14 protein-coding genes are annotated in these 11126 nt (G+C 73.4%); 4 read left to right on the top strand and 10 right to left on the bottom strand.

Translation table 11 applies throughout. The annotated features are described in order from the left end of the window. Window positions 1-240: 240 nt before the first annotated feature. From ACFQ6N_RS01620 to ACFQ6N_RS01585, 8 genes are all read right to left on the bottom strand, one after another. The gene (locus ACFQ6N_RS01620; RefSeq protein WP_380646136.1) at window positions 241-894 is read right to left on the bottom strand and encodes a cytochrome b/b6 domain-containing protein; all 654 of its coding nucleotides are present in this window, start codon (window positions 892-894) and stop codon (window positions 241-243) included. Next, window positions 878-1531 carry a molybdopterin-dependent oxidoreductase gene (locus ACFQ6N_RS01615; RefSeq protein ID WP_380646149.1) on the bottom strand — a complete coding sequence of 218 codons (654 nt, stop codon included), beginning with the start codon at window positions 1529-1531 and terminating at the stop codon, window positions 878-880. The genes ACFQ6N_RS01620 and ACFQ6N_RS01615 overlap by 17 nt, the downstream gene beginning before the upstream one ends. A 114-nt stretch (window positions 1532-1645) precedes the next feature. Continuing rightward, window positions 1646-3025 (bottom strand): glycosyltransferase 87 family protein, encoded by a 1380-nt coding sequence (locus ACFQ6N_RS01610; RefSeq protein WP_380646134.1) that lies wholly within the window; start codon window positions 3023-3025, stop codon window positions 1646-1648. An 82-nt stretch (window positions 3026-3107) separates the two neighbouring features. Next, complete coding sequence (locus ACFQ6N_RS01605; protein WP_380646133.1) at window positions 3108-3971, bottom strand: S-methyl-5'-thioadenosine phosphorylase; 864 nt, start codon at window positions 3969-3971, stop codon at window positions 3108-3110. An 85-nt stretch (window positions 3972-4056) separates the two neighbouring features. Beyond that, window positions 4057-4569: a hypothetical protein gene (locus ACFQ6N_RS01600; RefSeq protein ID WP_380646131.1), complete on the bottom strand. Its 513-nt coding sequence runs from the start codon at window positions 4567-4569 to the stop codon at window positions 4057-4059. 56 nt (window positions 4570-4625) lie between these two features. Beyond that, complete coding sequence (locus ACFQ6N_RS01595; RefSeq protein ID WP_380646148.1) at window positions 4626-5828, bottom strand: molybdopterin-dependent oxidoreductase; 1203 nt, start codon at window positions 5826-5828, stop codon at window positions 4626-4628. 254 nt (window positions 5829-6082) lie between these two features. Continuing rightward, a complete protein-coding gene (locus ACFQ6N_RS01590; protein ID WP_380646130.1) occupies window positions 6083-6397 on the bottom strand; it encodes a hypothetical protein in 315 nt (104 codons plus the stop codon). Window positions 6398-6846: 449 nt separating this feature from the next. Next, on the bottom strand, window positions 6847-7212 hold the full coding sequence (locus tag ACFQ6N_RS01585; protein WP_380646129.1) for a hypothetical protein: 366 nt from the start codon (window positions 7210-7212) through the stop codon (window positions 6847-6849). 141 nt (window positions 7213-7353) lie between these two features. On the opposite strand from ACFQ6N_RS01585, the gene ACFQ6N_RS01580 reads away from it, so the two are divergent. Genes ACFQ6N_RS01580 through ACFQ6N_RS01570 form a run of 3 tightly spaced genes read left to right on the top strand, consistent with a single transcriptional unit; the run spans window position 7354 to window position 9118 of the window. Further along, a complete protein-coding gene (locus ACFQ6N_RS01580) occupies window positions 7354-7713 on the top strand; it encodes a hypothetical protein (protein ID WP_380646128.1) in 360 nt (119 codons plus the stop codon). Further along, on the top strand, window positions 7710-8732 hold the full coding sequence (locus ACFQ6N_RS01575; RefSeq protein ID WP_380646127.1) for a hypothetical protein: 1023 nt from the start codon (window positions 7710-7712) through the stop codon (window positions 8730-8732). The genes ACFQ6N_RS01580 and ACFQ6N_RS01575 overlap by 4 nt, the downstream gene beginning before the upstream one ends. Then, on the top strand, window positions 8729-9118 hold the full coding sequence (locus tag ACFQ6N_RS01570; RefSeq protein WP_380646126.1) for a roadblock/LC7 domain-containing protein: 390 nt from the start codon (window positions 8729-8731) through the stop codon (window positions 9116-9118). Before ACFQ6N_RS01575 ends, ACFQ6N_RS01570 begins: the two co-directional genes overlap by 4 nt. A 106-nt stretch (window positions 9119-9224) precedes the next feature. Here the strand turns inward: ACFQ6N_RS01570 and ACFQ6N_RS01565 are convergent, their stop codons facing one another. After that, window positions 9225-10265 carry a glycosyltransferase family 2 protein gene (locus ACFQ6N_RS01565; protein WP_380646125.1) on the bottom strand — a complete coding sequence of 347 codons (1041 nt, stop codon included), beginning with the start codon at window positions 10263-10265 and terminating at the stop codon, window positions 9225-9227. Between the two features lie 186 nt (window positions 10266-10451). Between ACFQ6N_RS01565 and ACFQ6N_RS01560 the strand changes: the two genes are divergently transcribed. Further along, window positions 10452-10670 carry an MbtH family protein gene (locus ACFQ6N_RS01560; protein ID WP_380646124.1) on the top strand — a complete coding sequence of 73 codons (219 nt, stop codon included), beginning with the start codon at window positions 10452-10454 and terminating at the stop codon, window positions 10668-10670. 132 nt (window positions 10671-10802) lie between these two features. On the opposite strand, the gene ACFQ6N_RS01555 is transcribed toward ACFQ6N_RS01560, so the two are convergent. Next, complete coding sequence (locus ACFQ6N_RS01555; protein ID WP_380646123.1) at window positions 10803-11084, bottom strand: acyl carrier protein; 282 nt, start codon at window positions 11082-11084, stop codon at window positions 10803-10805. Window positions 11085-11126: the final 42 nt, after the last annotated feature.

Genomic DNA, 11126 nt, shown 5'->3' with positions numbered 1-11126 from the left:
CTCTCCTTGCCGGGGGGGGGGGGTGGGGGGGGGCGCGGCGCCCCGTCGCGGGGGGCGCGGCCATTCCCGGCCGGCGGGGGGGGGGGGGCCGCCCGGCCGGGGGGGGCCGGGGTGCACCCCCCCCCCCGGGGGCTCCCGCCCCGGGCGCGGGGCCCCCCCCCCCCCGTGGCGGTCAGGCGGGCGCGGCGCACCTCACGGGCCGGGCCGGGCCGGGCCGGGCCCGACCGGACCGCTGGCACCTCACGGGCGCGGCGCGCCCCCGCTGCGGGCCGGGTCCTCCCGGTCCGCGGGCGGCGCGGGGGGCGCCCACTGCGGGTGCTCGCGTTCGGCCCAGCGCCGGTCGACCAGCCCCGTGCGCATCCCGCGCCGGGCCTCGGGATCGCGCCAGGCCATCCGGACGTGGCCGGCCGTCACCACGGCGATGGCCGCCGCGAGCCAGTCGTGGACGAAGGTCGCACCGGTCCGCCAGCCCGGCGGGGTGAGGTGGACGAGCCACATCGCCAGGCCCGTGCCGAGGATCACCAGCATCGCGCCCAGCGTCCACTGGGCGTACAGCTTCTGCCCGGCGTTGAACTTCCCCGCCGGGCGGTGCGGGGCGCGCGCCCACGCCGCGCGCAGCCACGCCCGGTCCTCGGGGAGGAAGCGGCTCAGCCTCGACACGTCCGCGCGCACCGCCCGGAAGGCCAGTCCGAGCAGCAGCGGGACCGGCAGGGCCAGGCCGCACCACACGTGCACGGTGGCCACCAGCCTGCGGCGCCCGACCAGTTCGGCCAGCGGCGCCAGGTAGAGGCAGGCGGCGGTGGCCAGGCAGGTCAGCAGCAGGGCCGCGGTGGCGCGGTGCACCCAGCGCTCGGCGCGGGCGAACCGGAGCAGGAGGTCAGGCGGTCGGCGCATCGTCACGTCCGTTCGACCGGCCGACCCAGGCGTCGACGTCATAACCGTTCCGCTCCCAGTAACCCGGCTGCACCGTGTCGGTGACGGTGATCCCGGACAGCCACTTGGCCGACTTGTAGAAGTACATCGGTGCCACGTACAGGCGCACCGGCCCGCCGTGGGCGTGCGTGATCGGGGCGTCCTGGAGCTTGAGCGCGACCACGACGTCGTCGCGCCGGGCCTGCTCCAGGGTGAGGCTCTCGGTGTACTCGCCGTCGAAGCAGCTGAACCGCACCGCACCGGCGCCCGGCTTCACCCCGGCGGCGTCGAGCAGGTGGGCCAGCGGGACGCCCTCGAACGGGGTGTCCGGCACCCGCCAGCCGGTCACGCACTGCACGTCCCGCACGATCCGGCGCTGCGGCATCGTCCGGAGGTCGGCCAGGCCGTAGCTGCCGGGGCGTTCCACCAGGCCGTCCACCGTGAGGCGGTAGGTGTCCGGGCCCCGGGACGGCACCGAGGAGACGACGGAGTAGTACCGGAAGCCGCCGCCTCCCGGGAGCAGGCCGGTGAGCCCGGTCGGGTCCTTTCCTGCCACCGTGTCCTGGGCCCGCTGGAGGACGGGCCCGGCCGCCACGCCGACGACGCCGAGTCCGAGCATCCCCAGCACCACCCGCCGGCCCACCGGCGTCCCGCCGCGCTCTTCGATCTGTTCGCTCACGCCCGCGATTCGACCAGGAACGGCCGCGGACCCGCCAGCCCTTGCGCGGATCCGTCAGACTTCCGTCACTTCTCGGGCGTCGGACACGCCCCGGCCCCCGCCGCCGGCCCCCGCCGACGCGACGGCCCGCCCCGCGCGGCGCCGGCGCGGCACCGGGACCAGGAGGACGACGCACAGGGCCGTCCCGTAGGCGAGCTGCTGCGCCGTCGGGCCCTGTGCCAGGTAGAGCGCCTGCCCGGCGGCCGGGACGGCCAGCCACTCCCAGCGGCCGTCGAGCGCGACCAGCGCGACCACCAGCAGCCCGTACCAGGGGTAGGAGGGCGCGACCAGCAGCAGCGCCGTGCCCGTCACCAGGAGCGCGCCGGCCCACGGCCGGGACCGGTCGCCCCGCAGGAGGACCCGGGCCGCCACGGCCGCCAGGACGAGCGCCGCCGCCCACGGTGCGAGGCGGTCGGACAGCACCAGCCTCAGCAGCCCGAACCGGTCAATGTGCCCCTGCTCGTAGCCCTCCTCCTTCAGGTAGCCCGGCAGGTAGCCGAGGACCGAGGTGCCCGAGGCCACGACGTACGGGAGGTAGGACAGGGCGAAGGCGCCGAGCGCGGCTCCGGCCAGGAGGACGTCCTTCCGGGACGGGCGCCGGGCCGCCGGGCCGGACAGCGCGCCGGGGAGGACGAGGGCCGGCAGCAGCTTGGTCGCGACCGCGCCGCCCAGCAGGAGCCCCCCTCGTACGGCCCTCCCGCGCGCCGCGCAGCCGAGCCCGGCGACCGTCAGCAGGGCTCCGAGCGTGTCCACGTGCGCGTCGTTGACCGCCCACACGGCCACGCCGGGGAACCACCCCCACAACGCGGCCCGCCACTGCTCCCGACCCGTCCTCAGCAGCAGGGCGGTCGTCGCCACCGCCAGCACCGCGCCGCCGGCCTGCACCCCGCGGACCCCGCCGCCGAACGGGTGCAGCACGACGAACCAGACCTGCGCCACCGGCGGGTAGATGGTGTGCACGGCCGGCCGGTTGATCCGGGTGCAGTCCCCGGCGGTGGTGCGCCGCTCGTCCCAGCCGGTGCAGCCGTCACCCGCCGGGAAGAGCCCCGGATCACGCAGCCCGGCCAGCGCCGGATCGTCCGGGGTGTGGGCGTAGGGCGAGATACCGGCCGCCTGGACCCGGCCGTCCCAGACGTAGCGGTAGGCGTCGTCACTGGTGCGCGGCGGGGCCAGCAGCCCGACGGCGGCGACGGCCGCGCTGCCGGCCAGGACCAGCAGCGCGACCTGCCGGCCGGGCACCCGGCGCAGCAGCAGCACCGCGACGGCGAAGAGGGCCGTGTCCAGGACGTACCAGACCGGGAGCGGCACGGCGCCGCCGTCGGTGAAGGTCAGCGCCAGCGCGGCGACCAGGGCGGCGAGGGCGAGAACGCAGGACGGGACGGTACGGTCGATCACCCTGCCCGCCCTTCCACCGGCACCGGCGCTACGACCCGACGCCCGACGCCCACCGCTACGACCCGACCCCCGCCGCCCGCCGCTACGACCCACCGCCGGGCACCCCGGGAAGACCCGTCGTGAGACCGTCCAGGGCGTGCGGGCAGGGGCACTCGCGCACCAGCGGCAGCCGCTCCACCGCCTTGAACAGCACGGCGCGCAGCCGGTCGACGTTGCGGGCGAACTCCTCCAGCACCTCGCCGTGGGTGACGCCCGCACCGCTCTCCACCCCGGCGTCGAGGTCCGTGACCAGGGCCAGTGAGGTGTAGCAGAGCCCGAGTTCACGGGCGAGGACGGCCTCCGGGTGTCCCGTCATGCCGACCACCGACCAGCCGTTGGCGGTGAACCAGCGGGACTCGGCGCGGGTGGAGAAGCGCGGGCCCTCGATCACCACCAGCGTGCCGCCGTCGACCGGCTCCCAGGCCGCCTCCCGGGCGGCCCCCAGCACCGCCGTCCGCCCCGCCGGGCAGTACGGGTCGGCCATCGACACGTGGACCACCTCCGGCACCGTGCCGTCCGGCAGCGGCAGGCCGTCGTAGAAGGTCTGCGGGCGCCCCGAGGTCCGGTCCACGAACTGGTCGGGCGCCAGCAGCGTGCCCGGCCCGTACTCCGGGCGCAGCCCGCCCACCGCGCACGGCGCGACCACCTGCCGCACACCCAGCGTGTGCAGCGCCCACAGGTTCGCGCGGTAGTTGATCCGGTGCGGGGGAAGCCGGTGGCCGCGCCCGTGCCGGGGCAGGAACGCGACCCGGCGGCCGGCCACCTCCCCCACGAACACCACGTCGCTCGGTTCGCCGTACGGGGTGTCCACCCGCACCTCGGTCACGTCGTCCAGCAGTTCGTAGAGCCCGGAGCCGCCGATGACGCCCACCTCGGCGCTCGGCAGGACGTCCTGGTCGACCGTCATCCCGGTCCGCCTCTCTTCTCGGGAACAACCTCCCGCCAACTGTAGGAACGGACCGCGCCGGAACGGGGGCACCATGCCTTACGAATCACGAACGTCCCCTCGCCACGGGCTCGCGGCGAGGCCTCTCCGACCGTCGCCGCCGGGCCGTCGCGGCGAGCAGGCACAGCGCCGAGACGGCGAAGAACGCCGCGGTCAGCAGCAGCCAGCGCCCGAGGAACACCGCCGGATCCAGGCCGGTGGCGGCGTGGTAGCCGGGGACGCGACGCAGGATGAGCGGGTACCAGACGACCAGCAGCAGCAGCGAGAGGAAGGCGGGGACGCGGAGGTAGTTGACCGCCGGCATCCGGTGCGCCCCGCCCGCGGAAGCCCGGCGGACACCCGTCAGGGCCTGGGCGGCCCGGTCGGTGAGCGTGTAGAGCGGCAGCAGGACCAGGTCGTGGAGCAGCGCGGCTCCGACGAACCAGATCGCGACGCCGAGCGGATCGCCCTTGAGGAGGCGGATCCCGGCGTACAGGGCCAGGGCGAAGGAGCACACCAGGAGCAGCAGGTGCAGCGGGGACGCGCCGTAGCGCTCGCGGAAGCCTCTGCGGTGGCTCACCCGGTTTCTCCTCCGGTGGATCGTCCGATGGCTCATCCGGTTTCTCATCCGGTTTCTCATCCGGTGGCTCCGAAGGTGAGGCGGGTGACCCATTTGGTGTTGTGGACACCGGGGTTGGCGGGAACGATGATCCGGGCCGGGTAGCCGTGGTCGGGCGAGAGGTCGGCGCCGTTGACGCGCAGGGCCAGCAGGGAGCGGGCGTCGCGGACCTGGTTGTCGCGCAGGACGGTGGAGGCGAAGGACCCGCCGCGCTGGACGGATTCCACGAAGACGTCCGGCGGGCTGTCGGTCAGGCCGACGAGCGCGGCCAGGTCGGTCAACCGGACGCCGGTCCAGTCCTGGTCGGGGGTGGACCAGCCCTCGACGCAGGCGATGGGCAGGGCCGCGGTGGTCTGCGGGAGGCTCCTCAGCTGGTCCAGGGTGAGGACGGCCTCACGGCCGGGCCCGCGGACGGTCAGCCGCCAGTCGGGGCCGATGTCGGCGGGGCGGATGCCGATGTCGGCAGCGGTCTTGTTGATCTGGAAGGCGTTCGGGCCGGTGCCGGGCTCCTGGCCGTGCGGGGCGAGCAGCGCGGTCCTGCGCCACCATCCGCCGAGGCTCTGGCCGACCGTCACCGCGAACAGCGTGAGGCAGCCCGCACCGACCACGGCGAGGGCGCCGCGCCGGGAGACGGTCGCGGGCGCGGGGCTCGGGGAGACCAGGCCGGTGCCGTCGGGCGGCTCGGGCAGCGTGTCGGCGGCGCCGGTGCGCAGTTCGGTACGCAGGCGCCGGCTGCGCAGCGCCCGGACCATGACCGGGACGCGGAACACCACGTGGACGGCGAAGGCGCCGGCGAAGACCCACGCACCGTAGAAGTGCAGGGTGTAGAAGGAACCGGGGAAGATGTAGTGCAACTGGATGTTGAGCACCCCGGTGGCGAACTCGAACAGTGCGCCACCGACCAGGAGCAGCAGCGACAGGCGCTCGACCGCATGGGCGGCAGAGCGGAGCGGGGGCCAGGAGAAGAGCTTGGGGATGACCGACCAGAGCTTGGCCAGCAGGACCGGGATCAGCACGATCCCGAGGGTCACGTGGATCCCCTGGTTCAGCCGGTAGAGCCAACTGGGGCTGGTGGGCCAGGAGAAGAGGTAGAAGCCGAGCCAACCCTTGTCCGGGGTCTGGTCGTTGACCGGGCCGAGGCCGGGGTTGTAGGCGGCGTAGGACAGGAGCCCGGTCACGAACTCCACCGTGATCCCGGGCAGCAGCACCAGGCCGAACATCGAGGTGAGCCAGGGGCCGCGCAGGGGGCTGCGCCAGAACTCCGGGCGCGCGGGCCCGGGTGGGGGCTTCCGCTCGGGCCCGGGCTCCGGCTCGGGCTCGGGCTCGGGCTCGGGCTCGGGCTGCCGATCGGGGCCGGGCGGGGGACGGTGGGGCCCGTCGGCGTCGTCGTCGTGGGCGTTCACGGTGGCGCTCCTTCGCGGGTACGCGCGGAGGCGGAGTGGCCGCGCTGGCACGACCGTATGCCGCGGCTCGGCTACGGCACGGCAAGCGACTCCTTACGGAATTCGGACGCCCGCGGACGAGCCGGCCGCGGGTCCCGCCGGGGATGCGTGAACGTGCCCCGGACCGGCGCCGGCGCCGGTCCGGGGCACGCCTGTCGGCGCGCAGGCGTCACATGTTCCTGTGGGGGCAGCGGGATCTCGTTCACCGCCGTCTCCTCGGGCGCGAGTTCGCCGCGGACGCGCCGGATGCACGCGTTCACCCACTCCCGGTCGTCCGGATAGACGTCCGACTCGTCGTCCCCTCCCACGGCCAGGGCCCTCTCGTCCACGCGTTCCAGCACACTCATCAGCAGTCTCCGTCCGGCCCGTAGAGCTCCACCCGCCCACGCGAAGCGGCGTCCGCCCCAGCATGAGAGGCGCGACAGCCCCATGGGGGAACGCGATGCTTGCGACACGCACTATTCGTCGCGACAGCGCAACGCACCCAGCCCGCCGACGAGCCGGTCGAGCCGATTCCGCGGCACCGCCGAAACACCGGCGGTGCGGCGGTGCGGTCACGGTATTGCGGCGCTCCGGCGCCGGCCGGAACAGCCGGGGCGAATATGACGCGCAGTCATCGGAAAGTCACGCATTTCCGTGGTCGGCGTACACCGCGATATTCGCGGCCCGAATCCCACGGACGGAGCCCCGTAGTCGGTTCATCACGCCCCGCATTCGCTCCGCCCGGAATTCCACGCGCGAAAAGCGGCGCCGCGCGGGGCTTCGGGTGGGGTTTCCGGACGGGGCGCGGCCTCGGCTAGATGTCGAGAGCGGCCTCGATGCGCTTGAGACCGTGCCGGGCGAGCGCGAGGTTGGCGCGCGAGCGGTCCAGTGCCAGGTAGAGGAAGAGCGAGCCGTGACTGCGGGTCAGCGGGCGGATCAGGTGGTACTGGGTGCCGAGGGTGATCAGGATGTCCTCGATGACATCGTCGATCGACAGCGCGGCCAGGGCGCGTATCTTCGCACGAACGACCTCGGTGTTGGCGGCGGCCGCAATCTCCAGGTCGAGCTGCTGCCCCCCGCCGAGGAACCCGAGTGACATACCGCTATCGTAGTCGGCCACGGCCACTCCGATGGCCCCCTCGATGGCCATCGCGTCCTTGAGTGCGTCGTCAATGTTCATGCGCTGTTCGTCCTTTGCGTGACTTCCGGGCAGAACTCCCGTGTGCAGGAACAAAGTAGCAAGAAGTCATCGGTTGTGGTCGCCTCGTGAAAATGATGAAATAAAGTACGCTGCCGGGGTTCAGAACGTGAAGGGGTACTGGTGCGCGCACTCGAAGCTTCCCTCTCCGATGTGCTCGGCTCCCCCGGAGTGGTCGGTGCCGCGCTCGTCGACGCCGTCACAGGTCTCACCTACCGGTCCGCCGGGGACCACCGGCTGCTCGGGACCGGGGCCGAACTCGCGGAGCTGACCAACCTGATCGGCGAGCGGCTGTACGAGGCAGGGGCGGAGAGCGAGTTGGAGAGCCTGGTGGTCACCAGCACCCGCCATCACCAGGTCGTCCAGGTGGTGTCCCGGAAGGGGGACCCCCTGCTGCTGGCCACCGTGCTGGACCGGGAACGGACCAACCTGGCGCTGGCCGTCCGCCAGACCGCCGACCGCGCGCGGGACTTGCTGGCATGACCGACCCGTCCCACGACCCGGCGCCGCCCGCCATGCCCGCGGCTCCCACCACGCCGGCTCCGCCCACCGCGCGCAACGTGCCCGCGCTGCTGCTCGCGCTGCGCCGGACGGAGTTCACCGGCTCGGTCACCGTCTCCAGCGCACCGGGCGGCACGATCCACCTGGAGCAGGGCCTGGTCGCCGCGATCGAGACCCCCGGGGCCCCGACCGCCGAGACCCTGCTGCTGAAGTCCGGGCGCGTCGGCGAGGAGGAGTGGGCGTCCGCCGAGACGGCCGCGTCCGCCGGCCGGCCGGCCGACGCTCCCCCGACCTGGGGCGGCGACCTCGGCGCGGCCCTGGTGGCCCAGGGGTCGATCGGCGCCGCCGAGGTCGAAGCCGTCTGCGCCGCCGCCGCCTTCGACGGGGCCTTCGCCCTGGTGCTGAGCCCGCCCGGCAGTTGGGAGACGGCCGAGGCGGCGCCGCCTGCCAGGATCGCGCTGCGCCCGGGCATCGAGCCGGAGCGGCTCTTCGAGGAGACGGCCCGGCGCACGGCCCTGCTGACCCGCCTCTGGGGACCGCCCGGCGAACTGGCCCGCATCCGGATCCGTCCCGCCGCCCGGGCCGAGTCCGGCGCGCTGCGGATCCCGGTCCGCTACCGGGAGATCCTGGCCGCCGCCACCGGCCGCCGCACCGCGCGCGACCTCGGCTTCGCCCTGGGACGCGGTGTGTTCGCGGTGCTCCTCGACGTCGTACGGATGGACGCCCGGCACCTGCTCCACCGGGAAGCGGCGCATCCGGTCCCCCTGGCACCGAGCGTGGCCCCGCGCGTACCGACGAGCGAACCGCCGCCGGCCGACACCGGGCCGCTGCCGCGCCGCGTCCGCAGGGCACCCGGCGCGGGCGGTCCGGGCGGCCCCGGCGGCCTGCCCGCCCGATCCGAGGAAGCGGCGGCCGCTTCCGACGGTCCACCGAACGCACACCGCGCCGAGCACACCGCGCGTACCGAGACGACCGAGCAGAGTGAGAAGAGCGCACCATGAGCAGCCAGACACCGACCGCCGTACTGGTCGACGAGTTGAAGTCCCTCCGCGAGCGGGTCATGGGCATCTCGGAGAGTGTCATCTCCACCACCGACGGCCTCTTGGTGGCCGCTGACACGGCCGCCGTCCACCCCGAGTCGGCCGCCGCCCTGTCGGCCGCCATGCTCGGCCTCGGCCGCCGCACCGCGGCCGAGGTCGGCGTGGGCGGCCTGCGCGACGTGGTCACCCGCTGCAACAGCGGCTACGTCGTGGTGCTGGCCATCGGGGAGCGGGCGCTGCTGATGATCCTGGGAGACGAGGGCCTCGACGTCGCCGGCCTGCACCGCGAGTCGCCCGCCACCATCCGCCGCCTGAGCGAGCTGCTCGGGATGGTCCCCGCGGTCTGAGAAAGTGCTGGGCAATTGATCAACTGCACGGCGTGAGTTGCTGGGGGTGATCTTCGCGGACGTCTCGACCGCGAAGATCACCGTCGTGTGTACGCCGCAGGGCATGTCACCGGTGCTCGGAGGGGTACATCAGCCGACGCACGACCGCGTGTCGGCCTGAGTCGTGGGTGAGCAGGAAGGCGCGCAGGCGGTCTGCATGATGCTCGCTGCTGCACTGTAGAGGCAGCACGACCGCGTACTCCTCCCTTTGTGGGACGAAGGTGAGCTCGCGGAGCATCGGAGTCTGCGGGTCGGTGACGAACTGCTCTACTCGACCGAGGACTTCATCGGCCGTCACACCGGGCGGCATCACCAACTCGCTCTCCTGCGCCTTGGCATGGTAGAAGCGCATCATCTCGTCGGCGAAGGCGGCCCTCAGTTCGTCCTGGACCTCCGGGGTGCGGCAGCGGTCCAGGAGGGCTCGGCAGGCGTCCTCGTGGGGCAGGACGCCGAGGGTCAGCCGGTGTCGTAGCTCCATCGTGCGCCGTCGGGAGGTGTCGCTCAGGTACATCTGAACGGTCCGGTCGGAGAGCGTGGTGAACCGCTCCCCGGCGTCGGTGAGACGCAGCCAGAGGTCCCAGTCCTCCATGCCGGTGTGATCGACCGTCCAGCCACCGACACTCTCCGGCAGGCCACTCAGGTGACCGACCCGGGAGGGCTCGAAGAACGCCCACAACAACTGGAGGTCGGGGTGCCACACCGTGTTCAGCAGGTCCGACCGGTACTGCTCCTCGTCCTGCTGGTTCAGCCCGATGCTCGCCGTCACCACCAGTCGAGCACCCTCGTCGAACGCCCTCTGGAGCACAGCGAGATGGTCCGGTAACCAGCGGTCGTCGCTGTCCAGGTAGGCGATGGCCGGGGCGGTGGAGACGGCGAGCCCGATGTTGCGGGGACCGCCCGGGTGGCCATGGTGCGACGCCCGGATGAGGGTGATCCTGGGGTCGTCGTACGAGCGGACGACGTCGTCGGTGTCGTCGGTGCTCCCGTCGGAGACCACCAGCAGCCGCCAGTCGGTGAACGTCTGGGCGAGGACGCTGTCGATCGTCGGCCGGATGGCCTCGGAGCGGTTCCAGGCCGGACAGACAATGTCGATCGCCGCCGTGTTCAAAGCTTCTCCCACAGGTGTCCTGGCCGGTGTCCGGTCGGGCGCCGGAGCGCTGTCGGCACCACCCTGGCCACCGCGCCTACAGATCGGCTATGCGGGCGGGACGGGGGACCTGTAGGAAACCTGTAGAGCGGCGCCGCACCATCGGGGGGACAGCCCTTCCGTACGCACAAGCGAGGTGTGTTCACCGTGGCCAACCCCTTCGAGAACGACGACGCGCCGTACTTCGTCCTGGTCAACGACGAGGGCCAGCACTCGCTGTGGCCGGCGTTCGCTGAGATCCCGGCCGGCTGGCAGTCGGTGCACGGCGAGGACAGCCGTGCGGCGTGCCTCGAGTACGTGGAGCAGAACTGGACGGACATGCGCCCGCTCAGCCTGGTCCGCGAGATGGCGGGTGACACGGCCTGACGGATTCCGGTCCGGCAGCACGGACGAACAGGAAGAGGCCGCGGGAACTCCCGCGGCCTCTGTCGTGCTCCCACTGCCGCGACCCCCGGGCCGGGCCACCACGCACGGGGGTCCGGCCCAGGTGGGGCGGGATCACGCCACCTCGCTCCGCCCTTCCGTCCCAGCCGTGAGGAACGCGGCGAGTTGCTCGATGGTCGGATGGTCCCAGACCACCGTGGGATCGATCCGGATCGCGAGCCGATCCTCGACGTCGGCGGCGAACGCCAGCACCGCGATCGAGTCCAATCCGTACTCGCCGAGCGGACGGTCGGTGGCGACGGGCTCGGTCAGCTCCGGAAGGTACTCGCCGACGCGACCGACCATCCAATCCACCAGCTCCGAGACGGTCGTCGGAGCGGAAGCGGGCTTGTCCATCTGAGGTGTCCTCCTGTGTCGTGAACGGTCGGGCCCGGCCGG

The organism is Kitasatospora sp. NPDC056446 (assembly GCF_042796115.1).
In the GTDB taxonomy this organism is placed as follows: domain Bacteria; phylum Actinomycetota; class Actinomycetes; order Streptomycetales; family Streptomycetaceae; genus Kitasatospora.
The sequence above is the reverse complement of the archived record's forward strand: the minus strand, read 5'-3'. Positions and strand labels throughout refer to the sequence as shown.

Coding starts and splice junctions, on each gene's coding strand:
- ACFQ6N_RS01620 (WP_380646136.1), bottom strand. CDS start 894: ATGCGCCGACCGCCTGACCTCCTGCTCCGGTTCGCCCGCGCCGAGCGC.
- ACFQ6N_RS01615 (WP_380646149.1), bottom strand. CDS start 1,531: ATGCTCGGACTCGGCGTCGTCGGCGTGGCGGCCGGGCCCGTCCTCCAG.
- ACFQ6N_RS01605 (WP_380646133.1), bottom strand. CDS start 3,971: ATGACGGTCGACCAGGACGTCCTGCCGAGCGCCGAGGTGGGCGTCATC.
- ACFQ6N_RS01595 (WP_380646148.1), bottom strand. CDS start 5,828: ATGTTCGGCCTGGTGCTGCTGCCCGGGATCACGGTGGAGTTCGTGACC.
- ACFQ6N_RS01590 (WP_380646130.1), bottom strand. CDS start 6,397: ATGAGTGTGCTGGAACGCGTGGACGAGAGGGCCCTGGCCGTGGGAGGG.
- ACFQ6N_RS01585 (WP_380646129.1), bottom strand. CDS start 7,212: ATGAACATTGACGACGCACTCAAGGACGCGATGGCCATCGAGGGGGCC.
- ACFQ6N_RS01575 (WP_380646127.1), top strand. CDS start 7,710: ATGACCGACCCGTCCCACGACCCGGCGCCGCCCGCCATGCCCGCGGCT.
- ACFQ6N_RS01570 (WP_380646126.1), top strand. CDS start 8,729: ATGAGCAGCCAGACACCGACCGCCGTACTGGTCGACGAGTTGAAGTCC.
- ACFQ6N_RS01555 (WP_380646123.1), bottom strand. CDS start 11,084: ATGGACAAGCCCGCTTCCGCTCCGACGACCGTCTCGGAGCTGGTGGAT.